This window comes from Cohnella herbarum (genome assembly GCF_012849095.1).
In the GTDB taxonomy this organism is placed as follows: Bacteria; Bacillota; Bacilli; order Paenibacillales; family Paenibacillaceae; genus Cohnella; species Cohnella herbarum.
On record NZ_CP051680.1, the window covers coordinates 6,032,943 to 6,056,760 of the forward strand.

Sequence of the window (23,818 nt, forward strand, 5' to 3'; positions counted from 1 at the left end):
CTATGGGCGGCGATGCCATTATAACGCTTTGATTTAACAACATTATTTTCTATGAGGTGTCGACAAAAATGTCAGAATCGTTGTTCGTAGGCGTTGATTTGGGTGGAACCGCAATTAAGGTCGGCTTGTGCAATTCGGCGGGGGAACTGCTCCGTAAGTATGAAGGACCAACGCAAGCTGCCGATGGGGCGGACGCCGTATTATCCAATATTGCGACCTATGTCAAAGAACTCGTAACTCCGGGAACGCCGGAATGGGATGCCGTCCAAGGAGTAGGGATTGGGATCGCAGGGTTTCTGAATATTCCGGAGGGGATCATCGACTTCTCGCCGAACCTTCCCTTCAAGGATGTGCCGGTCAAGCAGATCATGGAAGAGAAGATCGGCAAGCCGGTCAAGATCAATAATGACGCCAACGTGGCCGCTCTAGGGGAAGCTTGGGGAGGCGCGGGCAAGAACGTGCCCAATGTCGTGTGTTACACGTTGGGAACGGGAGTCGGCGGCGGCATTATTCTGAACGATCGGCTAATCGAAGGATCCGCGGGTATGGCAGGAGAGTTGGGCCACATTTCCATCGTGGCCGACCTCGAAGCGATCCAATGCGGTTGCGGCAAAATGGGCTGCTTGGAGACGGTGTCGTCGGCGACCGGAATTATTCGGATGGCCAACGATGCGGTAAGCAGGGGAGATCGGACGTCGCTGACGTTCGTGGAAGGCGAGATTACGGCCAAAGACGTCATCGATGCCGCGAAGGGCGGAGACGAAGTCTCTCAGCGTATCGTCAGCAGAGCGGCCTTCTATCTGGGTAAATCAATGGCGGCGGTCGCCGTAGTGGTCAATCCTCAGCGATTCATCATTGGCGGAGGGGTAAGCAAAGCCGGGGAGTTCCTCTTCTCGCAAATTCGCGAGGTGTTCGACAAACTTACGCCGGACAATGCCCGTAAGGGAGTCCAAATCGTAGCGGCTGAGTTGGGCAACGACGCTGGGGTCGTTGGAGCGGCGGGATTGTTCCTACGCGCATAATTGAAGCAGGCGCCCGGCTCCGCGCTCACAAGGCGGGTCGGGCGTTCTTGCGTTAAAGATACTGGGGGAGGGGAAAGCATGGATACGATAACGACTCAGCCGACGCTCGTGATCATCACGGGGATGTCGGGTGCGGGAAAAACCATTGCCGTGCAAAGCCTCGAGGACTTGGGTTTTTTTTGCGTCGATAATTTGCCTCCCGTACTCATACCGAAATTCGCGGAACTCATCGAACAATCGCAAGGCCGGATCGCTAAAGTGGCTTTGGTTATAGACTTGAGGGGGCGAGAGTTTTTTACGGCCTTATCCGAGTCTCTTAATCATATTCGCGAGCATTACACGTTTCAGTACGAGATTCTGTTCCTGGATGCAACGGATTCGGTACTCGTGCAGAGGTACAAGGAAAGCAGGCGCCGACATCCTCTTGCCCCAGATGGGCTACCGCTTGACGGCATACATTCGGAGCGGAAATTGCTGGAGGATCTGAAGGGCTGGGCGTCCCAGGTCATCGATACGAGCAGCCTTAAACCGGCGGCGTTAAAGGAAAAGATCATCGGGCGATTTACGAATTTGGATCGCAACAATATTAATATTAACGTCACATCGTTCGGATTTAAGTACGGGGTGCCTATCGACGCGGACTTGATCTTCGACGTACGGTTTCTGCCTAATCCGCACTATATCGAGAACCTTCGTCCGAAGACGGGGGTAGAACCGGAAGTGTACGACTATGTCATGAAATGGCCGGAAACGCAGACGTTCCTTACCAAGCTGCTCGATATGCTGCAATATTTAATTCCGTTGTACCATAAAGAAGGCAAAAGCCAAGTCGTGATCGGAATCGGGTGTACCGGGGGCAAACACCGTTCCGTTGCTTTGGCTGAGTACTTGGGTCGCAGACTGGGTTCCAGCGATACAGAATTGGTGAGAGTGAGCCATCGCGATTCCGAACGCGATCGGCAAAGCTGAGGTGCGGTGATGGCGATAAAACAGCAGCCTACCCTCTCCCGCAAGCCGCGTATCGTCGTAATCGGCGGCGGTACGGGCTTATCCGTCATGTTACGCGGGCTTAAGCAGAAGCCGCTTGATATTACGGCAATCGTAACGGTCGCGGACGACGGGGGAAGCTCCGGCATTCTGCGCGAAGAGCTGCAGATCCCTCCTCCGGGGGATATTCGTAACGTATTGTCCGCGATGGCGGATACGGAGCCCTTGCTAGCCGAGGTGCTTAAGTATCGTTTCAGCAACGGAACCGGATTGGCCGGGCATAGTTTAGGCAATCTAATCCTAGCGGCGATGACCGATATTACCGGGGATTTCGTTACGGGAATTACCGAGTTGAGCCGGATCTTCGCGGTTCGGGGACGCGTGCTTCCGGCGGCGAATCATGCGATCGTGCTGAAGGCGGAGATGGAAGACGGCTCGATCGTCGTGGGGGAATCCACGATACCTAAGTCGGGGTTGGCGATACGCAAAGTATTCATCGAGCCTGCGGACGTAGAGGCGTTGCCGGAAGCCGTTCAAGCGTTACGCGAAGCGGATGCGATCTTAATCGGTCCTGGCAGCTTATATACGAGCATTATTCCGAATTTGATCGTGCCTAAGCTTGCGGAGGCGATTATCCAATCGGACGCCGTGAAGCTCTTCGTGTGCAATGTCATGACCCAGCCGGGAGAAACCGACAATTATTCCGTCAGCGACCATTTGGCGGCGGTTCATGCCCATATCGGGCATCATTTGTTCGATTACGTGATCGTGAACGATGGGGAAATCCCACCGCAGGTTCAGAATTTATACGCGGAAAAAGGCTCAACGGCGGTACATCTCGATTTGGAAGAAGTTACGCGGCGCGGTTATAAGGTCATTGCGGATACTCTAGTTTTGTTCAGGACTTATTTACGTCATGACGCAGCCAAGTTAAGCGATCATATTTATCATCTGGTCGAAGATTGGATGTTGCGAAAGGAGGGATAAAGGCATGTCGTTCGCGGCGCTAACGAAGAAGGAATTGACTCTGCTCGAAACCGAGAACTGCTGCGAGAAAGCGGAACTGTCGGCATTGATTAGGATGAACGGAACGATAGCGTTGTCGAATAAGCGCGTCGTACTGGATATAGCCACAGAGAATGCCGCGATTTCGCGCCGGATGTACACCCTTCTTAAGCGGCATTTTACGGTCGTGACCGAACTCCTCGTTCGTAAAAAAATGCGGCTCAAAAAAAACAACGTATACGTCGTAAGAGTACCCGCGGGTGCGGAAGCGATCTTAAACGATTTGTCGATCGTCTCCGAAGGGTTCCTGTTCCATCCGAGCATCGATAAAAACTTGATTCGCAAGCCCTGCTGCAAGAAGGCTTATTTACGCGGAGCGTTCCTGGCAGGGGGCTCCGTCAACAATCCGGAAGGCTCGTCCTACCATCTAGAGATCGCATCGATGTACGAGGAGCATTGTCAGGCATTGGTGGACCTCGCAAATAAATTTCATCTGAACGCGCGGTTTATCGAGCGTAAAAAAGGCTTTATTCTGTATATTAAGGAAGGCGAGAAAATCATCGAGTTCCTTAGTATCATCGGCGCTCATCAAGCGCTGTTCAAATTCGAGGACGTCCGCATCATGCGGGATATGCGCAACTCCGTAAATCGGATCGTAAACTGCGAGACGGCCAACCTGAACAAAACGATCGGGGCGGCGGTCAGACAGATCGATAATATTAAGTTACTCGTGAAAGAGGTGGGCTTGCACAATTTGCCCGATAAGCTTCGCGAAGTGGCCGAAGTGAGGCTTCAGCACCCGGATATTAACTTGAAGGAAGTCGGTGATCTGCTTAAAGGGCAGGTCAGCAAATCCGGGGTAAACCACCGGCTGCGCAAGCTTGATGAATGGGCTGAAAAAATCCGGAATGGCGGCGCATAAAGCGTATGGCGCATTTGTTCGAATCAATGTTATAATAGACAAGAAACTGTAGCACGGGGGTCCCGATTAGCGGGACGAACAAAGATAGGGGGTATCCGGTCCATGACGAGACAGCCGGTGGTAGTTCGGCTTAAAACGGGTCTTCACGCCAGACCGGCGGCACTATTCGTGCAAGAAGCCAATAAATTCTCCTCTGACGTCTTTGTAGAGAAGGATGAGAAGAAAGTTAACGCGAAGAGCATCATGGGAATTATGAGCTTGGCGATCAGCTCGGGTACGGAAGTCGCGATCAGCGCGGAAGGTTCCGACGCAGAGCAAGCTGTAACCGCTTTAGTGCAGCTTGTAAGCAAAGAAGAGCTAGAGAACCAATAAGTGACTTTTGTAAAGAGCCCCTTTAAGGGGTTTTTTGCATTTTTAAACAAAAGGTGAAACATTTGGGTGGCGAAGTGCGTCTTAAGGTCAAACATTCGAAAGGGGTTTGGATCATGAAACAAAAAACGCTGCAAATTATGATGGTAGCGATGGCGGTAGTCGTAGTGGGTTGGATTGGATTCGGAAGAGGGGAGGGCGATGTCGTGTCTGCTGAATCATTGCCGGCGGCAACTACCCAGCCGTATACGGTTACGGTTGGGGCTAGCGGATCGATCATGGTTGAGCCCGATGTGGCGTACTTAAATTTGGCAGTAGAAACTCGCGGGGCGAAAGCGACGGAAGCGCAACAATCCAATGCGGACAAATTCGCGGGCGTTGAGAAGACTTTGTACGAGAAGTTCGGAATTGATAAGAAGGACGTGAAGACGACCGGATTTGACGTCCAACCGGAATACAATTATACGGAGAAGGACGGTCAAGTCCTTAAAGGATACATCGCCGTGCATTCCATTCAAGTGACTTACCGGAAACTTCCGGAAATCGGCAAGCTGTTCGATGCGTTAACCGCTTCCGGGGCGAACCGTCTGAACGGCGTGCAATTCTCTACGGAGAAAAAGGAGCAATACGAGCTAGACGCGCTGAAGAAGGCTATGGACAACGCTGCGGCGAAAGCTGGCGTGCTAGCGACATCGGCTAAACGTCAGCTCAAAGGCGTAATGAACATCGTTCAAGGCGACGTACAGAACAGACCCGTGATGTATGCTAATGAAATGGCGAGTGTTCAGATGAAGGCGATGGCCGATAGCGCAGGCGCTTCCTCTTCGGTACAATCCGGTCAGATCGAGATCAGCACGACGGTGTCCGTTCAATACGAGATGCAATAAGCGGGTTGAGGTTGATGTAGCGTGGCTGGTAAGAGAGGAAATGAACGTATAGTTTGTGCCAGTCGTAAGTGTTAGTGTGGAGGCGACTGGAGTGAAGAGACGGGCTTAGTCCCGTCTCTTTTGCGTGCTTGAATCGTTCCTGCAGGCAAGCTCATGCGGTATGCGATCGAAATTGTGCCAGCACCCGACGCACACGCGGCTGGGAGAGGTACGCGAACCGAAATAACCCGTCGCAGCCAGATAGAATTTGCCATTCCATCCTGTGAATAAATAAACCGTCATCCATAAAGGATAACGGTCAAGGTATGGGAATCATCGATGTGGATTAAGCTTCTCTATAATGACTTAGTTGACGAATGGAGAGCGCTTCTTCCAGCAGCTCGATGAATTCGTTGGACAAGTTCATTTTTTTGGCTTCCCTGTAAACTTCCAATAAATGTTCATCTTTTAGCGGGCGAAGCAATGACGCTTTATCGCTTAAACGTCTAGCGGCTACCATGTCCAAGTGGCCTTCGTGGACGTTCTTTACGGGCGTTTTGACTTCAGATGAATTGGCTACCAAGTACGGATAGGACCGTTCAGGCATATAGATCCCTCTCTTCCAGAGTTCCTAAGAGATAACTAGAATTGGAGGTAAATGGTATTACCTCATAAAATAGCATATCACGGATTGTCCGACTAGCAGAGAGGGCATTCAAAGAATTGAATTTTTGTTGACAGCGGACTTTCTGTATGTTAAGGGATGGAAAAACGCGTAACGTCCGTTCTTGTTGAACGGCGTTACGCGTTTTGCGTTGTCGGAAGATTATTGGACTTTGTCGATGACTTTATCGATGAGCCCGTATTCACGTGCCACTTCGGCTTCCATGAAATTGTCGCGATCCGTATCTTTCTCGATGCGCTCAAGCGGTTGACCTGTGCGTTCGGATAGAATGCCGTTGAGCTTATCTCGCAACTTAAGGATGCGTCTTGCCCGTATTTCGATATCGCTAGCTTGACCTTCCGCGCCGCCGAGCGGCTGATGAATCATGACTTCGCTGTTCGGAAGGGCGAATCGCTTGCCTTTGGCACCGGCCGCGAGCAGGAATGCTCCCATGGATGCAGCCATGCCGACGCAGATCGTGGAGACGTCCGGCTTGATGAATTGCATCGTATCGTAAATGGCCATCCCGGACGTAATGGAGCCGCCGGGACTGTTGATGTATAAGTGGATGTCTTTTTCCGGATCTTCGGCCGCCAAGAACAGCAGCTGGGCGATGATGGAGTTTGCAACCACGTCATTCACCTGAGTACCTAGAAATACGATTCGATCCTTGAGTAAGCGGGAATAAATGTCGTAGGCGCGTTCTCCTCGGTTAGTTTGCTCGACAACCATAGGTACAAAACTCATGTTTGACGTCCCTCCTCATGATTTGGTTTTTTTATCATAGCTAATCTGAGGGCAAAAGTCAAAGAAAGTCAAAGGGGTCTCGGCGATGAAAAAAGTAGTTATTCTGATATCCGCGTATGCCGAAAAGGGGTACCCCCTCCGCCGCTGGTTAAAATCGAGTTGTTTTGAATGGAATGTATGGGTTACAACTCGATTTTAAAGGCGGACGTAAACTCTCCGGTGGCACCCCTTTCCTCTATACGCTTCAGAATAACGGAAACTTTTATTAAGCTGAGAGGGGAAAAGGGGAACAAAAAAACCGACCGCGTGACCGGTCGGTTGTGCTGTAAGCTATCAAATGGGGTAAAAGTTATAAGTGGCGCGCCCGTGAGGAATCGAACCTCAATCTCAGCCTTCGGAGGGCTGCGTCATATCCGTTGGACCACGGGCGCTCATTAATGCAGCAAGAGTTATTATATGTGATAAACACTGAAAAAGCAAGGGAAGTCGCGTCTTTAAATTTGTTATTTTCGTGTACGACAAGTATTGCATCCCTTCGCGAATTTAGATAAAATAGAGGTGGGACTTAAAGTGATGTGGTGGGACGTTTTTCGTCCAACAAAACCTTATCTTCGTTGCCGACGATGACCATCCGGTCTCAGGAGGGTACGCGAAACAGAATGCGAAAAATCGTAGACATTCAGAAGCAGCTACTTCCCGATCTTCTGCAGGTTATGGAGAAACGGTACGATATTCTGCACCGGATCTATCTTGCCGGAACGATCGGACGTCGTACTCTCGCCACCGGCGTTGATATGACGGAGCGCGTGCTTCGATCGGAATTGGAGATCCTACGAGCGCAAGGCTTGTTGGATACGGCAGCATCCGGTATGACGCTCAGCGCGAGCGGTAGACAGCTCGTGGAAGAGATGGAACCGATCGTCAAGGAGTTGTTCGGTTTATCCGATCTGGAAGAGACGGTTCGTACCGCTTTCGGATTGAAACGGGTGATTATCGTGCCTGGCGATTCCGATGACTCCGACCATGTCAAGATGGAACTGGGCAGGGCAGGAAGCCGAGTGTTAAGAGACAGTCTTTCCTCGGGCGACGTCGTTGCGGTCATGGGAGGATCAACAATGGCCCGTATGGCTTCGCAATTCACGACGCCAACGCAGCTTAAAGACAACTGGTTCGTTCCTGCCAGAGGCGGCCTGGGCGAAAGCGTCGATTATCAAGCGAACACGATCGCGTCGGAATTAGCCAAGCGAACGGGAGCGAGGTATCGCATGCTTCATGTGCCCGATCATCTGAGCGAGGAAGCTTACCAGACGATCATGCAGGAGCCTAATGTTCGCGAAGTGGTCGATATGATCCGCGGCGCTAGGATCGTCGTTCACGGGATCGGAGACGCGGTGACGATGGCCAGGCGCCGGAAACTCAAAGACGAGACGAAGGAAGAACTGGTTAAGGACGGCGCGCTTGCGGAAGCTTTCGGATATTATTTCGATCGCGACGGCAAAGTCGTTCACCGAATGGCTACGGCGGGCTTACGATTGGACGATATCGAAGCGGCGGGTATGGTAATCGGAATCGCTGGCGGCAGCAGCAAGGGCGAAGCGATCGCATCGGTCATGAGATTCGGCCACGACGACGTCTTGGTAACGGATGAAGCGGCAGCGACGGTTGCTCTGCGGCATGTTTAATCAGGCTAGAAGTTTTAAGCTCGATAATACGGTAATCCTAATTACAGTGGTCTCGGCGCTATAGGCGCCTGACATATAGATCAAAAAATCTTTCTCATTCCAAGGAGGAACCAATCATGGCAGTAGTAAAAGTTGGTATTAACGGATTTGGACGTATCGGACGTAACGTATTCCGCGCTTCCCTGAACAACCCGAATGTAGAGATCGTTGCAATCAACGATCTGACGGACGTTAACACGCTTGCTCACCTTCTGAAATATGATACGACTCACGGAAAATTGGACGGTACGGTTGAAGTGGGCGAAGGCGCGCTTATCGTAAACGGCAGAACGGTTAAAGTATTCGCCGAGCGCGATCCTGGCAACTTGCCTTGGGCTTCCGTAGGCGCTGAAATCGTTGTTGAATCCACGGGTATCTTTACTGCGAAAGAAAAAGCGGAGCTTCACTTGAAAGGCGGAGCTAAGAAGGTTATCATCTCTGCTCCCGCTACGAACGAAGACATCACGATCGTTATGGGCGTTAACCAAGACAAATACGATCCATCCGCTCATACGATCATCTCCAATGCATCTTGTACGACGAACTGTCTTGCTCCGTTCGCTAAAGTATTGAACGATCAATTCGGAATCGTTAAAGGCATGATGAACACGATCCACTCGTACACGAACGACCAAAGCGTATTGGATCTTCCGCATAAAGACCTTCGTCGCGCGCGTGCAGCGGCTGAAAACATCATTCCTTCTTCGACTGGCGCCGCTAAAGCCGTTTCCCTCGTATTGCCTGAACTGAAAGGCAAATTGAACGGTATGTCCATGCGCGTGCCTACTCCTAACGTTTCCATTACGGATCTCGTTGCCGAGCTGAAAGTTAACGTTACGGTTGAAGAAGTTAACGCGGCTCTGAAAGCTGCTGCCGACGGTCCTTTGAAAGGCATCTTGAACTACTCCGAAGAGCCGCTTGTTTCCAGCGACTACAACGGCGATCCTGCTTCTTCCACAATCGATGCGTTGAACACGATGGTTGTTGAAGGCAACATGGTTAAAGTTCTTTCCTGGTACGACAACGAGTGGGGCTATTCCAACCGCGTCGTTGACTTGGCTGCTTTCATCGCGTCTAAAGGACTTTAAGTTTCTTCTCCGAAGAAATTTTCGACTATTTTTCGACTATCCCCCTAAATCCCCCTTCCTCCAGGAAGGGGGACCCCAAAGGGCTCTGCCCTCTGGACACCCGGCGGTTATCGTGGGAGCTTCCGAAGACGGCGGGGGGATACATTGTGCATAGATCGCTCCGTCCCGGATTTGCCTTGCAAACCGGGACTACGCTTTACTATTGGAGCAAACGGGGTGACACCGCTCGCGCTATCGGCGCTTCGGGTCATCAGTAGAGCGTAACTCCCCCGCGCATGACTGCGCTTCTAGGGGAGTTAAGGGCAAGAGCGTAACTCCCCCGCGCATGACTGCGCTTCTTGGGGAGTTTGCAGGATAAAGCGTAATACGGACACAAAGGCGGGCTCCCTCATTGGAGCCTAGCTTTGCGCCCGGAGATTGACAGCCACCCGAGGAGGTTTGACTCTTGAACAAGAAAAGCGTAAGAGACGTCGATGTTGCAGGGAAAAAGGTGTTTGTCCGCGTTGATTTTAACGTACCTCTAGAGAATGGCGCCATCACGGACGATACTCGTATCCGCGAGACGCTTCCGACGATCAAGTATTTGATCGAGAAAGGCGCGAAAGTCATTTTGGCTAGCCACTTAGGCCGTCCGAAAGGCGAAGTCGTAGAAGAATTGCGGTTGACGCCCGTTGCGGCTCGATTGTCCGATCTGCTCGGCAAACAAGTGAACAAAGCGGACGAAGTCGTCGGAGCAAGCGTGCAAGCGAAAGCGGACGCGCTGAAAGACGGAGAAGTTCTATTGCTCGAGAACGTTCGGTTTCACCCGGGCGAAGAAAGCAACGATGCCGAATTGGCCAAAGCTTTCGCCGCATTGGCGGATCTGTTCGTGAACGACGCGTTCGGGGCGGCTCACCGCGCTCACGCTTCTACGGAAGGCATCGCACACCATATCCCGGCTGTATCCGGATTGCTGATGGAGAAAGAGCTGGACGTACTCGGCAAAGCTTTGAACAATCCCGAGCGTCCGTTCACGGCGATCGTGGGAGGTTCCAAGGTTAAAGATAAAATCGACGTTATCAATAAAATGATCGAGATCGCGGACAATATCATCATCGGCGGCGGTCTTTCCTACACGTTCCTTAAAGCGCAAGGCAAAGAAATCGGCCAATCCCTCCTCGACAATTCCAAGCTGGAGCAATCCCTCGGATTCATCGAGAAAGCGAAACAACTCGGCAAAAACTTTTACCTTCCAGTCGATATCGTCGTAGCGGACGGATTCAGCGCTACCGCGAACACTCGGATCGTGGATACCGACGGTATTCCGGCTGATTGGGAAGGCATCGACATCGGACCGAAAACACGCGAAATCTACGCGGATGTTATCAAAAACTCCAAGTTGGTCGTATGGAACGGACCGATGGGCGTATTCGAGATCGAGCCTTTCTCCCATGGAACGCGTGCGGTTGCTCAAGCTTGCGCAACGACGGATGCATATACGGTAATCGGCGGCGGAGATTCCGCGGCAGCGGCGGAGAAGTTCAAGCTGGCTGACCAAATGAATCACATTTCCACGGGCGGCGGAGCTTCGCTGGAATTCATGGAAGGCAAAGTACTTCCGGGCGTAGTAGCACTTAACGACAAATAAGAGGTGACAGAGATGAGCAGAACACCGATTATCGCGGGTAACTGGAAAATGTTCAAGACGGCTGGAGAAGCTACGGCTTTCGTTGCCGAAGTGAAAGGCAAGGCTGAAGTCGCAGGCGTGGAGAGCGTCATCTGCGCTCCGTTCACGGCGCTTCCGGCGTTGGTAGAAGCGGTTAAAGGCACATCGATCAAAGTCGGCGCGCAAAACCTGCATTTCGAAGACAACGGCGCGTTCACGGGCGAGATTAGCGGAGTTATGCTGAAGGACCTTGGCGTTCACTACGTCATCATCGGTCACTCGGAGCGTCGTCAATATTTTGCCGAGACGGACGAGATCGTCAACAAGAAAGCCCACGCGGCGTTCCGCCACGGCTTGACTCCGATCGTATGCGTAGGCGAGAAGCTCGAAGAGCGCGAAGCCGGTCAAACGAAAGAAGTCGTTCGCGTTCAAACGGAAGGCGGTTTGGTGGGATTGTCTGCCGAGCAAGTCGCTGCAACCGTAATCGCGTATGAGCCGATCTGGGCGATCGGAACGGGCAAATCTTCGACTTCCGAAGACGCGAACGAAGTTACTAGCTATATCCGTGGCGTAGTTGCAGCTCAATTCGGCGCCGAAGTCGCCGACAAGGTTCGCATTCAATACGGCGGAAGCGTTAAGCCGAATACGGTTGCCGAGTACATGGGCCAATCCGATATCGACGGCGCTTTGGTCGGCGGAGCAAGCCTTGAACCGGCTTCGTACGTGGCGTTAGTCGAAGGGGCGAAGTAAGATGGCGGCTCCTAAACCGGTTGCGCTTATTATCCTCGATGGCTTCGGTCTCCGCGAAAGCTCTCACGGCAATGCCGTAGCGCAAGCGAAGAAACCGAACTTCGACAAGTACTGGAGCACGTTTCCGCACACGACCTTAACGGCGAGCGGGGAAGCGGTCGGACTTCCGGAAGGCCAGATGGGCAACTCCGAAGTCGGACATCTGAACATCGGCGCGGGACGTATCGTCTATCAGGATTTGACTCGGATTTCAAAATCGATCCGCGATCAGGAATTTTACGAGAATTCTACTCTAGTCGGTGCGGTAAAGCATGCGAAAACGAACAACAAGAAGCTCCATCTGTACGGTCTGCTGTCCGATGGGGGCGTGCATAGCCACATCGCGCATTTGTACGCGTTGCTCGAGTTGGCTAAGAAGGAAGAGCTGGATCAGGTTTATATCCATGCTTTCCTCGATGGCCGCGACGTATCGCCGGATAGCGCGGTCGGCTATCTGACCGAACTTCAAGCGAAGATCGAAGAGCTCGGCGTCGGCCAAGTCGCGACGATACAAGGCCGTTACTACGCCATGGATCGGGACAAACGCTGGGAGCGTACGGAGAAATCCTACCGCGCGATGGTATACGGAGACGGACCGACGGCTGTCGACCCGATTTCGGCGGTTAAAGAATCTTACGAGAAATCGGTATACGACGAGTTCGTCATGCCGACAGTAATCGTGGGTGCGGACGGCAAGCCGGTCGGACTTGTGGAATCGGAGGATGCGGTTATTTTCTTCAACTTCCGTCCCGACCGCGCGATTCAACTGTCCAACGTGTTCACGAACGAGGATTTCCGCGGATTCGACCGCGGAGCGGCTTTTCCGAAAAATCTGTATTTCGTGTGCATGACGCTATTCGCGGAAACCGTTGGCGGGTTCGTTGCGTATAAGCCTAAGGAGTTAGATAACACGCTGGGAGAAGTTCTCGTTCAACACGGGAAAAAACAGCTCAGAATCGCCGAAACGGAGAAGTATCCTCACGTAACGTTCTTCTTCAGCGGCGGTCGCGATCATGTCCTTGAAGGCGAGACGCGCATACTCATTAATTCCCCTAAGGTCGCTACTTATGACCTGCAGCCGGAGATGAGTATTTACGAGGTCACGGAAACGCTGGTGAAGGAAATCGAAGCGGACAATCACGATGCCATCATTCTGAACTTCGCTAACGCGGATATGGTGGGGCATTCCGGGATTCTGGAGCCGACGATCAAAGCGGTGGAAGCAACGGACGAGTGTCTGGGCAAAGTGGTCGATGCGGTTACGGCCAAAGGCGGAGTTTGCGTGATCATCGCCGATCACGGCAACGCGGACATGGTCATTGACGATAACGAGCGTCCTTTCACGGCACATACGACGAATCCGGTTCCTTGCATCGTGACTCAGGCGGGACATGCGCTTCGCGAAGGCGGTATTCTAGCCGATGTGGCACCGACTCTTCTGACGTTGTTGCAGCTTCCTCAGCCGGTGCAAATGACGGGCAAGACGTTGTTATCTAACTAAGTCTAAACGGCGGATGTTATCCTCTGATAGCGGAAATCGTTTATGTCGTTAAAATATGAACCCATTAAAGGAGTGTTACTCATGACGATGATTACTGATGTATACGCACGCGAGGTATTAGACTCCCGTGGAAATCCGACTGTCGAAGTTGAAGTTCGTTTGGAATCCGGCGCGCTGGGCTCCGCGATCGTGCCTTCCGGTGCTTCTACCGGTGCTTACGAAGCGGTTGAGCTTCGCGATGGCGACAAGAGCCGTTACCTGGGTAAAGGCGTATTGAAAGCCGTAGAAAATGTTAACATGATTATCGCTCCTGAAATCATCGGTTATGATGCCCTTGATCAAGTCGAAATCGATCAAAAAATGATCGAGCTCGATGGGACTCCGAACAAAGCCAAGCTGGGAGCTAACGCTATCCTTGCCGTATCGATGGCTGTCGCTCGCGCGGCTGCAGAAGCTTTGGACGTGCCTTTGTATACTTACCTTGGCGGATTCAACGCTAAGACGCTTCCGGTACCGATGATGAACATCGTTAACGGCGGCGAGCACGCCGACAACAACATCGACGTTCAAGAATTCATGGTTCTTCCGATCGGCGCAGCTACGTTCTCCGAAGCTCTTCGTATGGGAACCGAAATTTTCCACGCGTTGAAAGGCGTATTGAAAGCAAAAGGCTTGAACACTGCGGTTGGCGACGAAGGCGGCTTCGCTCCGAACCTTGGTTCGAACGAAGAGGCTCTTTCCACAATCATGGAAGCTATCGAAAAAGCAGGCTACAAAGCCGGCGTTGACGTATTCTTGGGTATGGATGTTGCTTCTACCGAGTTTTTCAAAGACGGCAAATACCACCTTTCAGGCGAAGGCAAGTCTTACACTTCTGCTGAATTCGTTGACCTGCTTGCTAGCTGGGCGGATAAATACCCGATCATCTCCATCGAAGACGGTTGTTCCGAAGACGATTGGGAAGGTTGGAAATTGCTTACCGAGAAATTGGGCGGCAAAGTACAACTCGTTGGCGACGATCTGTTCGTAACGAACACCGAGCGTCTGTCCGACGGAATCAAACAAGGCGTGGGTAACTCCATCCTCGTTAAAGTTAACCAAATCGGATCGCTTACCGAAACTTTCGATGCGATCGAAATGGCGAAACGCGCCGGTTACACGGCTGTTATCTCTCACCGTTCCGGTGAGTCCGAAGACAGCACGATCGCGGACATCGCAGTAGCGACGAACGCCGGTCAAATCAAAACAGGCGCTCCGTCCCGTACGGACCGCGTTGCGAAATACAACCAATTGCTTCGTATCGAAGATCGCTTAGGTTCCACTGCGAAATACGGCGGCAAAGCGGCGTTCTACAACCTTAGCAACCTGAAATAATTCAGGCTGCTCGTTATACTCGGCAATCGCATCAAGATCGTACAACTAGAGCATCAAAACCACGACAACTTAGTCAGTCATCGCGACAACAAGAAGGACGGATCCTTGCGCTTATGCGCGATCCGTCCTTTTTATCGTTTTAAATGAAATAATTCCCGCTATTTCTTCCGCCCATCTCAAGAACCCAATTGCTCCTGAACATAGCTCTTAATCTTCCCGATATCGGGAACGAGTACGTCCATGCCGTTAATTCTCTCTTCCGTGAAAGCGCCCGATTGAGGAATCTGGATTCCCGTCAGTTTGCTCGTGTCGAGCTTCATTCCTAGTCGCGCCAGCTTGATCAGATCGCTGGGAGGAATGTTCGTCTCGATATAGGGAGCGACGCCGTTCAACAATTGAGGCAGCTTCAGCAGCGAGGTCGTGCTCTGAAGTTTATTGGCGATGGCGCTTAGAAACTTCCGTTGCCGATCCGAGCGCGCGAAGTCGGATAAGGCGTCGCTGCGGTAACGCACATACTGTAGAGCGGTTAAGCCGTCGAGGTGCTGCAAGCCCTTTTCCAGTTTGATGTTATATCTCGGATCGTCGCGATTGTCGGTTCGGTTCATTGCTTTGTCGACTTCGAAATCGATGCCCCCGAGCTCGTCGATCAGGGAGATAAACCCTTCGAAATCGGTATACACGTAATAGTGGATCGGTAAATCGAGCAAGGTATTCACCGTCTCCATCGCAAGCAACGGTCCGCCCATCGTAATCGCGGCATTCAGTCGGTTGGAGCCGCGCTGCGGGATTTCTAAATAGGTGTCTCTCAGTAACGAGAACATATGCGAGCTCTTGTCGACGGGATCTATGGAAACGACCATCATCGTGTCCGAACGAGGCTTGGAGGTGGCCTTGACGCCGCGCGAATCTCCGCCGAGCAGGAGAATGTTGATTCGTTCGTCTCCGACCCATTCGGGCGGTTCGATGACGGCGACCGGCAAAGGACTGCTGCCATCCGTCGGAATGACCGCGGTCGGTTGGCTGTCTTCCGGCTTGACGTAGATTTTATCGGCGAAAGAGTAGAGAGAATAAATATAATAGGCAGCGATGGACGCGAGAATAAGAACTACGCCTAAGGCGCTGTAGAGAATCATTCGTCGTTTGCCGATCCTTGCGAGCATCTTTTTGAGTAGCGGTGGAGCGGAGGGCGGGGTCGATTCGGTAGATTGATCCATTCGGTCGTTCATCCTTTCCGAGTCCATGTCATCAATAATACGATGTAAAGGCGTGGAAAGTTGTTCCAGTATACAGAAATTTCTTCTAATTAATTGAGAGGCTTGGCATCCGTATTCATGTCGAAGGGTCTATGATAATCTAGGAAGTATCGGTGAAGCGTTTTGGGAGATTTTTGTGAGCGGGTGGGTTTATGCTGGTCACTGGATAGAAAAGAGGAGGACGGCGGTGAAGAGCTTGAAGGGCGGCGTTACGTTACTGAACAGAATATTGGCCATTACGGTGATCCCGCTCTTGGCGATCGCGCTTCTGCTGGGCATCTACAAATTCACGGTTCCGAATAGCGATGCTCCTGTCGCCGTCCAAGGCGTGCTGGATCTGAGCAAATGGGATTTGCGCGAACAAGGGATCATGAGACTGGACGGGGAATGGGAGCTATATCCGGACAAGCTGCTCTCTCCGGAAGATTTTCGCGCGGGAAATGCAGGCGCAAGCGTCAAGGTCGAAATTCCGAACGCCTGGTACGGAATAAATCCGTTAGATTCATCGGAGGAGCCGGACATCGGGACGTACCGCCTAACGGTGAAGCTGAAGGAAAAAAAAGGAAGCTTCGGGATTAAAACTATGAACATTCTTAACTCCCACAAGTTGTTCGTTAACGGCGACCCGAAGGGTCACAGCGGCAATCCGGCGATCGACAAGGCCGATTACGAGCCGGGGAACACGCCTTACACGGCTTTTTTCGATTCCGATGACCGGGAAATCGAGATTGTTATCCAGGTCGCCGACCATACTTATCCAACTGGCGGCGGCTTCGAAGATGTTCTGTTCGGTACGCAAGCAAACATGCTTCGTTCGGCTAATGTCATCTACGGTACGGAACTGTCGGGCATATTCATCCTGCTGTTATTCGGCGGTTACCATATTAGCATTTATACGATGCGAAGGAAGGATAAGTCGTACTTATACAGCGGCCTCTTTTTTTTGACGATGTTGGTGATGTTGGCCTTGCTCGGGGATAAGCTGCTGCTTCAGCTTTGGCCGTGGGTTCCTTACGATGCGAGCTATAGGATATACGATTTCGTAGGTTTGTCCAACATGGCGATTCTCGGCTTTTTCCTCCATCATCTTGATGGAAAACTGCTCGGCAAATGGCACCTGCGCTTGCTGCTCTCGCCTATCGCCCTTTTTATGTTGGCGGCCGTTGCTTTACCTACCGGTATATATAAAGCGCTTGGAGATTGGAATTGGAATTATGTGTTGCTAGTCGTTGCCTTCTACTTCTATAGGGCTGTTCGCCTCTACTTTAAACAGGATGGGGAATTGCTCAATCGCAAGGAGATCGCGCTGCTGTGCGGTATGCTGCTGTCCATCGTCATGATCTTCGTTTTCGGGTTGTTTTACTATTATGGTTGGGTGGAGACCGACGTCGGGCGTAGGGTCGCGATGCTCGCGGTCATCGCCTTCATGAACACGCTTCTTGCGTTACGGCTTAACAACGCGACGGATCAGACCGAGAAACTGACGGAGCAGCTCATTCTCAGGGATCAGCTCAAGGACGAATTCCTCGCGAATACGTCCCACGAGCTGAAGACGCCGCTTCACGGAATCCAGAATATCGCCTCCTATCTGCTGGAGGAGAAGGCCGGGGAGTTAACGGGCAAGCAACGCAGCGAGCTAACGCTCATTCAAGATACGTCGACGAAGCTTTCGGCGCTCGTGAACGATCTGGTGGACGTCGTGCAGTTGAAGCATGGGGAGCTTCGGCTTCAGGAAACGGTGCTTGACGTCTTCGTCGTCGCTCAAACGGCATTCCAGGTGCTCGAATTCGAACTCGCGGGCAAGGACGTACGCTGGATTAACCGGATCGAGCCCAATACGCTCGTGAAAGGCGACGAGAATCGGGTTCGTCAGGTGCTGTACAACTTGATTCATAACGCGATCAAGCATACGAAGAGCGGCCGGATCGAAATCTCCGCCCGGCAAACCGGGGGTCACGCGGCAATTTCCGTCGAAGATACCGGAATCGGCATCCCGGAAACGAGCCGCGAAGCGATATTCGGCTATTTCGAGCAAGCGGACCGTTCATTGCCGCAAGACGGTTATACGGGTATGGGGTTGGGGTTGTTCATCAGCCGCCAGCTCGTGGAAAGAATGGGCGGGACGATCGGAGTGGAATGGTCGGAGCCGGGGCAAGGGACGAGAATGACGTTTACGTTGCCTGCAGCTTATGAAGGCGAAGCCGTTCGGAGGGAACGGGAAGCGGCGTCACAAGCTCGGAGAGAGGTTGCTGCCTCGCTATCCGGCTTGGACATCGTGGATGAGCGTCGCGAGCATACGGTGCTTATCGTCGACGACGAAGCGTCCAACATTCGCATCTTATTGAATTTGCTTGGCGAGGATTACAACGTGCTGACGGCGTTCTCGGCTAGGGAAGCGCTGCGGAAGCTGGAAGATCACCCGCGCATCGATCTGATGATTCTGGACGTCATGATGCCGGAGATGTCGGGAATCGATCTGTGCCGGAACGTCAGGGAAACGCGTTCGGTGATCGACCTGCCGATCTTGTTCGCAACCGTCAAGGATTCGCTGCATGACATCGAATTATGTTTCCGTTCCGGCGGCAACGACTTTATCGCCAAGCCGTTCGATCCGAAGACTCTAACGGCACGGGTACGCACGCTCTTGTCGATGAAGACGTCGATGGATCAAGCGCTCAAGAGCGAAATGGCTTTCCTGCAAGCTCAGATTAAGCCCCATTTTCTATATAACGCGATTAGCAGCATTATTTCTTTTTGTTACACCGATGGGGAAAAGGCGGCGTACTTGCTATCGATGTTGAGTCGCTATTTAAGGTTCGTGTTCGAGCGGGACTTGCATTCCATGCATGTGCCTCTGAGCATGGAGTTGGAGCTGATTCAAGCTTACGTAGAGATCGAGAAAGCCCGTTTTGGGGATCGCTTCGAGTTCAGACTCCTGTCCGACCCCGGGTTGGACGACTTACGGATTCCTTCGCTCAGCATTCAGCCGTTCGTGGAGAACGCGATCCGGCATGGCCTGTTCGAGAAGGAAGGACAAGGAACGGTCACGCTGACGATTACGGACGGAAACGGCTACGTTCGATTCGATATCGCCGATGACGGCGTGGGCATGGCGGACGATATGCTGTATCGGCTTAATACGGGCGATCGGCCCGACGATTCGGGCATCGGCATGACGAACGTGAGAAGGCGGCTTCTGGCGATCCCCGGCGCGAGCGTGACCGTTGACTCCGCTCTGGAACAGGGGACGAAGGTCATTGTTTTTTTGCCGAAGATGGAACACGGGGATCAAACTGCGGGGTAGGAGCTAGCATAGGAAGGAGGGGGCGCCATGCGCGTCATGATCGTGGAAGACGAGAAACCGATACTGGATTTAATGGCAAGACTGGTCGGACAACATCCTTCGCTAACGATTGTTGGAACTTTCACGAGCTCTGCGGCGGCGTTGGCGGCTTATGAGGAGATTAAGCCGGATGCCGCCTTTCTTGATGTGGAGATGCCACGGATGGGAGGCATCGAGCTTGCGGACAAACTGAAAGCAATAGACGAGCGGGTACAGATCGTATTTACGACTGCCTATCCCCAGTATGCGGTCGAGGCATTCCGGGTAAGCGCGGTCGATTATTTGCTGAAACCCGTCACTCCGGATGCGATCGAGCGGGTGGTATCCCGATTAAGTAAAAATCATGCGCTTCACTCCATGCCCCCGCCTCATGCCGCCGCGACGGAGGAACCGACCGTTCGTTGCTTGGGTACGTTCGAGACGAGGCTGTCGGACGGTAGCCTGATGAGCTGGCCTACGCGAAAGACGGAGGAACTGTTCGCTTATTTGTTGGTTTACCCGAACCGGATTGCGGGCAAGTGGCATTTGGCAGACCTCCTTTGGCCGGATCTGGACGAGAGCAGGGCGTTGCATAACGTGCATAATACGGTCTATCGTCTGAAGAAGGCGTTAAGGGAAGCGGGAATAGCGGTAGAATTGACGCATTCCGGCGAAGGCTACGATCTGCGAAAGCCTCCTATCTTCACGGATTTGGAGCTCTTTCGGGATTTTATGAAGGGCGCGGCTTCGATTGACGAAGAAAAAGCGGTTGAAGGTACGAAGCTGCTTATATCTTCAAGGGGCGCATTGTTTGCCGGCAAAGACTATGCGTGGAGCGCGGGCTTAGAAGCGGAGATCTTCCAGCAACAAGCTTCCCTTGCCAGCAAGCTATCGGATTATTACCGCCGATCGGGGGACGAAACCGCCGCGAAGGAAATGCTGCGAGCGTATTTGTCCTATGCGCCGCTGGACGAGAAGATGAACGCTGAGCTTCTCCGTTTGTATTCGAAGAGCGGGGAACTGGGGTTGTTTCGAAGCCATTACGACAAGTATGCCGGGCTGTTGTCGGAAGAGCTTGGTCTCGCGCCGTCAGATCAGATTCGAGAGATGATGAAGGAGCTTTCTATTAACTAAGCGAATTAAGTTAGAATGGGGGGGGACTGTTGTATTGAGAAGCGAACAAGAAATGATGAATTTGTTTATAGATTTTGCTATGAATGACAGTAGAATCCGATTGGTTACTTTGGAAGGGTCGCGTACGAACAAAAACATTTCCCCTGACGAATTCCAAGATTACGACGTTTCTTATTTCGTGACGGATATGGATTCCTTCAAAGAAACCGATCAATGGCTCGATATTTTCGGCACGCGTGCGATGATGCAAAAGCCCGAGGACATGGAACTTTTTCCGTCGGAATTAGGAAATTGGTTTTCGTATATCATTCTTTTTGAAGATGGAAATAAATTAGACCTGACCCTTATTCCGATTAACGAAGTTGAGGATTACTTCAGTAATAGCGACGGATTAGTCGAAGTTTTGCTTGATAAAGATGCTCTCATCCCGAACGAAGTGTCCGCAGACGACCGCCAGTATTGGATTAAACAGCCGACCGCAAGACAATTCGACGATTGTTGCAATGAGTTCTGGATGGTTTCTACTTACGTAGTTAAAGGGTTAGCGAGAAAAGAAATCCTGTTTGCGATCGACCACTTAAATGAGGTTGCCCGGCCTAATTTGTTGAGAATGATGGCTTGGCAGATCGGATCGGAGCAAGGTTACGCCTTCAGCGTGGGGAAAAACTATAAATTTATTAATCGTTACCTGCCAAAAGCGGATTGGGACGATCTGCTTTCGACTTTTTCCGAGAATGGCTACCCGAACATGTGGCAGTCTTTGTTCGCGTGTTACGAGCTATTCAGAAAATATTCTAAAGCCGTGGCGGAAAGTCTTGAATATAAGTACCCTTCTTACGATGAAGCTATCACCAAGTATACGAATCATATTTATCATTCAATAAAGGCGCTATAAATTGACTTAAGGGCAAGAGGATGCGATTCGGAAAGTCATACGGATGGCTATGCGGACCCGAAATCTCCAAAATGCATATAAAGAGGACAAAAACCCTTATCGTGATAACGCATTCAACGGGCTATAATAGAAAGCAGTAGGCGAAGACCCAATATATAGGGATGGTGGGAATAAGATGAGCAAACCGCAAGTAGGCATTCAATTATACTCCGTTCGCGATCGCAGCGAGAAGGATTTCCTAGGCACGATCAAGGAGATTGGAGCAATCGGTTATAAGAATGTCGAGTTGGCAGGTTACTACGGCCATTCGGCGAAGGAAGTTCGTCAAGCTCTGGACGATGCCGGTTTGAACGCTCCGTCCGCGCACATCGGGTTAAGCGTTAACGATGCCGCGATCTGGGATAATCTGAAGAAACAAATCGAATACAGCTTGGAGTTGGGCTTGAAGCGGTTTATCGTGCCTTATTACCCTCTTGGCGACAATCCGACGTTGGACGACGTTTACAAAATGGCGGACACGCTTGAGCAAGCGGCTAAAATCGTTACGGATTCCGGCCTGCAATTCGGTTATCATAACCATGCGTTCGAATTCAAGCCCGTAGAAGGCAAACTCGTCATCGATCATATTTTCGAAAGAGTTTCAGCGGATTTGTTATTCGCGGAATTCGATCTCGGTTGGGTGAAGGTAGCGGGTCAAGACCCTGCGGCATACGTGAAAAAATACGCAGGACGTCTTCCGGTCGTCCACGCGAAAGATTTCAAAGAAGACGGCACGGATACGGAAATCGGCAAAGGATCGGTCGATTGGGATTCGGCGTTGTCGGCTTGCGAAGCGGCTGGCGTAGAGTACGTGATCATCGAGCAGGAGAGATACGACGTATCCTCGTTAGAGAGCGCGAAATTGAACTACGTTTGGTTCAAAGAACGCGGCTGGATTTAAGGAGCGACGGCTCTGGAGACCCGGAACGGAAAGTTATTCCGCAACAAGAAAGCCAGCCCTCGTCGGCTGGCTTTCTTGCTTTTCGAATCTTTTAACGCGGTTTAATGTTTATGGCCTTTAACGATGACGCGCTTAATGAACAGCGATAGCGCGAGGCCTGCCAAGGCGACGATCATGCCGAACAGGAACGCGTTCTGCACGCCGGAAGTCAGGGCGTCGATCGGATTCGGATTGTTCGCCGTCTTCATGTAGCTCGAGGTACCGGCCGACATGATGCTTACGGCGAGTGCCGTACCGATTGCTCCTGCGACCTGTTGCAACGTGTTCATGATGGCCGTGCCGTCCGGATAGAACTCGCGCGGAAGCTCGTTCAATCCATTCGTCTGCGCCGGCATCATAATCATGGAAATCCCGATCATGAGGCAAGAATGCAGAACGATGATTAGCGCCGAAGTCGAAGCCGGCGTAACGTCCGAGAAGAACCAGAGCGCGGACGCCGCGATAAGGAAACCCGGAAGGACAAGCCATTTGGGACCGTATTTGTCGAAGAGCCTGCCCATGATCGGGGACAAGATCCCGTTGACGATACCGCCCGGGAGCATAAGCAGACCCGCCGAGAAGGCGGTCATGCCGAAGCCGGACTGCAAGTAGATCGGCAGCACGAGCATGGAGGACAGAATGATCATCATACAGATGAAAACGGTGGCGACGCCAATGACGAACATAGGGAACTTGAATGCCCTCAGGTTGATCATCGGATTCTTCATCCTAAGCTGACGCACGGAGAAGAGAATCAGGGCGACGATACCGATCGCTAAGGAAACGATAACTTTGGCGCTGGACCAGCCGCCTTCTCCTTCTCCGGCGCTGCTGAAGCCGAACACGATTCCGCCGAAGCCGAGCGTGGAAAGCACGATCGATAAGAGATCGATCTTCGGCTTCGTGATTTTAGAGACGTTCTGCATGAAGAGGATGCCGCACAGCAAGGAGATCGCGAGAAACGGAAGCGACAACCAGAAGATCCAGTGCCAGCTAAGCTTCTCGATGAGAAGTCCGGCCATCGTAGGTCCGATAGCCGGAGCGAACATAATGACGAGGCCGATAATCCCCATGGCGGCGCCGCGTTTCTCCGCCGGGAAGATGACGAGTATCGTATTGAACATAAGCGGCAGCATAATCGCCGTTCCGATCGCTTGAATGACCCGCGCGATCAGAAGAACCTCGAAGCTCGGAGCGAGCGCGGCCGTGAGGGTGCCGAGAATAGAGAAAGCTAGCGACGCAACGAATAATTGCTTAGTCGTGAACCACTGCAGAAGAAAACCCGACACGGGAACGAGAATGCCGAGCGTCAGCAAATAACCCGTGGTCAACCACTGCGCGGTAGCAGGGGTAATGCTCAGTAATTCCATGAGATCGGTTAGCGCTACGTTAAGCGCCGTTTCGCTGAACAGGCCGATGAAGCCGCTAATGAGCAAAGCGATCATAATGGGTACGACTTTGAAAGGTTTGCCTGCTCCGTCTTGCGCAGGCTGATGTATGGTTGCCTCCATGAAATGCTCCTACCTCCGAATATC

At 52.0% G+C, this 23,818-nt stretch carries 20 protein-coding genes and 1 tRNA gene; 16 read left to right on the top strand and 5 right to left on the bottom strand.

From position 1 onward, the window contains the following. Positions 1–68 precede the first annotated feature (68 nt). The 6 genes from HH215_RS25770 (at position 69) to HH215_RS25795 (ending at position 5,192) form a co-directional block, all read left to right on the top strand. Positions 69–1,022: an ROK family glucokinase gene (locus HH215_RS25770; protein ID WP_169282489.1), complete on the top strand. Its 954-nt coding sequence runs from the start codon at positions 69–71 to the stop codon at positions 1,020–1,022. Positions 1,023–1,100: 78 nt separating this feature from the next. Further along, a complete protein-coding gene (gene rapZ / locus HH215_RS25775; RefSeq protein WP_169282490.1) occupies positions 1,101–1,991 on the top strand; it encodes an RNase adapter RapZ in 891 nt (296 codons plus the stop codon). Positions 1,992–2,000: 9 nt separating this feature from the next. After that, positions 2,001–2,996, top strand: a complete 996-nt coding sequence (gene mgfK, locus HH215_RS25780) for a gluconeogenesis morphogenetic factor MgfK (protein WP_169282491.1) — start codon at positions 2,001–2,003, stop codon at positions 2,994–2,996. A 4-nt stretch (positions 2,997–3,000) separates the two neighbouring features. Continuing rightward, positions 3,001–3,936, top strand: coding sequence for a DNA-binding protein WhiA (whiA, locus tag HH215_RS25785; RefSeq protein ID WP_169282492.1), 936 nt, complete (start codon positions 3,001–3,003; stop codon positions 3,934–3,936). A 102-nt stretch (positions 3,937–4,038) separates the two neighbouring features. After that, positions 4,039–4,308 (top strand): HPr family phosphocarrier protein, encoded by a 270-nt coding sequence (locus HH215_RS25790; protein WP_094042918.1) that lies wholly within the window; start codon positions 4,039–4,041, stop codon positions 4,306–4,308. A 113-nt stretch (positions 4,309–4,421) separates the two neighbouring features. Next, positions 4,422–5,192 (top strand): SIMPL domain-containing protein, encoded by a 771-nt coding sequence (locus tag HH215_RS25795; protein WP_169282493.1) that lies wholly within the window; start codon positions 4,422–4,424, stop codon positions 5,190–5,192. 325 nt (positions 5,193–5,517) lie between these two features. Here HH215_RS25795 and HH215_RS25800 read toward each other — a convergent pair whose 3' ends face one another. The 3 genes from HH215_RS25800 to HH215_RS25810 all read right to left on the bottom strand — a co-directional run bounded on the left by HH215_RS25800 (position 5,518) and on the right by HH215_RS25810 (position 7,013). Further along, positions 5,518–5,778: a sporulation histidine kinase inhibitor Sda gene (locus tag HH215_RS25800; RefSeq protein ID WP_254450228.1), complete on the bottom strand. Its 261-nt coding sequence runs from the start codon at positions 5,776–5,778 to the stop codon at positions 5,518–5,520. Positions 5,779–5,997: 219 nt separating this feature from the next. Beyond that, positions 5,998–6,582 (bottom strand): ATP-dependent Clp endopeptidase proteolytic subunit ClpP, encoded by a 585-nt coding sequence (clpP, locus tag HH215_RS25805; protein WP_169282494.1) that lies wholly within the window; start codon positions 6,580–6,582, stop codon positions 5,998–6,000. A gap of 356 nt (positions 6,583–6,938) precedes the next feature. After that, positions 6,939–7,013: transfer RNA gene (locus tag HH215_RS25810), tRNA-Arg, on the bottom strand. 228 nt (positions 7,014–7,241) lie between these two features. Here HH215_RS25810 and HH215_RS25815 point away from each other — a divergent pair. The 6 genes from HH215_RS25815 (at position 7,242) to eno (ending at position 14,700) form a co-directional block, all read left to right on the top strand. Further along, entirely contained in the window at positions 7,242–8,264 is a 1,023-nt protein-coding gene (locus HH215_RS25815) for a sugar-binding transcriptional regulator (protein ID WP_169282495.1), read from the top strand. 116 nt (positions 8,265–8,380) lie between these two features. Beyond that, positions 8,381–9,391: a type I glyceraldehyde-3-phosphate dehydrogenase gene (gap, locus tag HH215_RS25820; RefSeq protein WP_169282496.1), complete on the top strand. Its 1,011-nt coding sequence runs from the start codon at positions 8,381–8,383 to the stop codon at positions 9,389–9,391. Positions 9,392–9,836: 445 nt separating this feature from the next. Further along, complete coding sequence (locus HH215_RS25825; RefSeq protein ID WP_169282497.1) at positions 9,837–11,018, top strand: phosphoglycerate kinase; 1,182 nt, start codon at positions 9,837–9,839, stop codon at positions 11,016–11,018. A gap of 12 nt (positions 11,019–11,030) precedes the next feature. Next, positions 11,031–11,786, top strand: coding sequence for a triose-phosphate isomerase (gene tpiA / locus HH215_RS25830; protein WP_169282498.1), 756 nt, complete (start codon positions 11,031–11,033; stop codon positions 11,784–11,786). A 1-nt stretch (position 11,787) separates the two neighbouring features. Continuing rightward, positions 11,788–13,326, top strand: a complete 1,539-nt coding sequence (gene gpmI / locus HH215_RS25835; RefSeq protein WP_169282499.1) for a 2,3-bisphosphoglycerate-independent phosphoglycerate mutase — start codon at positions 11,788–11,790, stop codon at positions 13,324–13,326. Positions 13,327–13,407: 81 nt separating this feature from the next. Continuing rightward, positions 13,408–14,700 (top strand): phosphopyruvate hydratase, encoded by a 1,293-nt coding sequence (gene eno / locus HH215_RS25840; protein ID WP_169282500.1) that lies wholly within the window; start codon positions 13,408–13,410, stop codon positions 14,698–14,700. Positions 14,701–14,876: 176 nt separating this feature from the next. On the opposite strand, the gene HH215_RS25845 is transcribed toward eno, so the two are convergent. Further along, positions 14,877–15,914, bottom strand: coding sequence for an LCP family protein (locus tag HH215_RS25845; protein WP_169282501.1), 1,038 nt, complete (start codon positions 15,912–15,914; stop codon positions 14,877–14,879). A 226-nt stretch (positions 15,915–16,140) separates the two neighbouring features. On the opposite strand from HH215_RS25845, the gene HH215_RS25850 reads away from it, so the two are divergent. From HH215_RS25850 to HH215_RS25865, 4 genes are all read left to right on the top strand, one after another. Next, positions 16,141–19,257 carry a hybrid sensor histidine kinase/response regulator gene (locus HH215_RS25850; protein WP_169282502.1) on the top strand — a complete coding sequence of 1,039 codons (3,117 nt, stop codon included), beginning with the start codon at positions 16,141–16,143 and terminating at the stop codon, positions 19,255–19,257. Positions 19,258–19,284: 27 nt separating this feature from the next. After that, positions 19,285–20,409 (top strand): response regulator, encoded by a 1,125-nt coding sequence (locus tag HH215_RS25855; RefSeq protein ID WP_169282503.1) that lies wholly within the window; start codon positions 19,285–19,287, stop codon positions 20,407–20,409. Positions 20,410–20,443: 34 nt separating this feature from the next. After that, positions 20,444–21,304 carry an aminoglycoside 6-adenylyltransferase gene (gene ant(6) / locus HH215_RS25860; protein WP_169282504.1) on the top strand — a complete coding sequence of 287 codons (861 nt, stop codon included), beginning with the start codon at positions 20,444–20,446 and terminating at the stop codon, positions 21,302–21,304. A 175-nt stretch (positions 21,305–21,479) separates the two neighbouring features. Continuing rightward, on the top strand, positions 21,480–22,244 hold the full coding sequence (locus HH215_RS25865) for a sugar phosphate isomerase/epimerase family protein (RefSeq protein WP_169282505.1): 765 nt from the start codon (positions 21,480–21,482) through the stop codon (positions 22,242–22,244). Positions 22,245–22,345: 101 nt separating this feature from the next. Here HH215_RS25865 and HH215_RS25870 read toward each other — a convergent pair whose 3' ends face one another. Continuing rightward, the gene (locus HH215_RS25870) at positions 22,346–23,794 is read right to left on the bottom strand and encodes a DHA2 family efflux MFS transporter permease subunit (protein ID WP_169282506.1); all 1,449 of its coding nucleotides are present in this window, start codon (positions 23,792–23,794) and stop codon (positions 22,346–22,348) included. Positions 23,795–23,818 lie beyond the last annotated feature (24 nt).

Bases quoted from the DNA above. Each gene is read 5' to 3' on its own strand.
- HH215_RS25770 (WP_169282489.1), top strand. From the start codon at position 69: ATGTCAGAATCGTTGTTCGTAGGCGTTGATTTGGGTGGAACCGCAATT.
- rapZ (WP_169282490.1), top strand. From the start codon at position 1,101: ATGGATACGATAACGACTCAGCCGACGCTCGTGATCATCACGGGGATG.
- mgfK (WP_169282491.1), top strand. From the start codon at position 2,001: ATGGCGATAAAACAGCAGCCTACCCTCTCCCGCAAGCCGCGTATCGTC.
- whiA (WP_169282492.1), top strand. From the start codon at position 3,001: ATGTCGTTCGCGGCGCTAACGAAGAAGGAATTGACTCTGCTCGAAACC.
- HH215_RS25790 (WP_094042918.1), top strand. From the start codon at position 4,039: ATGACGAGACAGCCGGTGGTAGTTCGGCTTAAAACGGGTCTTCACGCC.
- HH215_RS25795 (WP_169282493.1), top strand. From the start codon at position 4,422: ATGAAACAAAAAACGCTGCAAATTATGATGGTAGCGATGGCGGTAGTC.
- HH215_RS25800 (WP_254450228.1), bottom strand. From the start codon at position 5,778: ATGCCTGAACGGTCCTATCCGTACTTGGTAGCCAATTCATCTGAAGTC.
- clpP (WP_169282494.1), bottom strand. From the start codon at position 6,582: ATGAGTTTTGTACCTATGGTTGTCGAGCAAACTAACCGAGGAGAACGC.
- HH215_RS25815 (WP_169282495.1), top strand. From the start codon at position 7,242: ATGCGAAAAATCGTAGACATTCAGAAGCAGCTACTTCCCGATCTTCTG.
- gap (WP_169282496.1), top strand. From the start codon at position 8,381: ATGGCAGTAGTAAAAGTTGGTATTAACGGATTTGGACGTATCGGACGT.
- tpiA (WP_169282498.1), top strand. From the start codon at position 11,031: ATGAGCAGAACACCGATTATCGCGGGTAACTGGAAAATGTTCAAGACG.
- gpmI (WP_169282499.1), top strand. From the start codon at position 11,788: ATGGCGGCTCCTAAACCGGTTGCGCTTATTATCCTCGATGGCTTCGGT.
- eno (WP_169282500.1), top strand. From the start codon at position 13,408: ATGACGATGATTACTGATGTATACGCACGCGAGGTATTAGACTCCCGT.
- HH215_RS25845 (WP_169282501.1), bottom strand. From the start codon at position 15,914: ATGGATCAATCTACCGAATCGACCCCGCCCTCCGCTCCACCGCTACTC.
- HH215_RS25855 (WP_169282503.1), top strand. From the start codon at position 19,285: ATGCGCGTCATGATCGTGGAAGACGAGAAACCGATACTGGATTTAATG.
- HH215_RS25865 (WP_169282505.1), top strand. From the start codon at position 21,480: ATGAGCAAACCGCAAGTAGGCATTCAATTATACTCCGTTCGCGATCGC.
- HH215_RS25870 (WP_169282506.1), bottom strand. From the start codon at position 23,794: ATGGAGGCAACCATACATCAGCCTGCGCAAGACGGAGCAGGCAAACCT.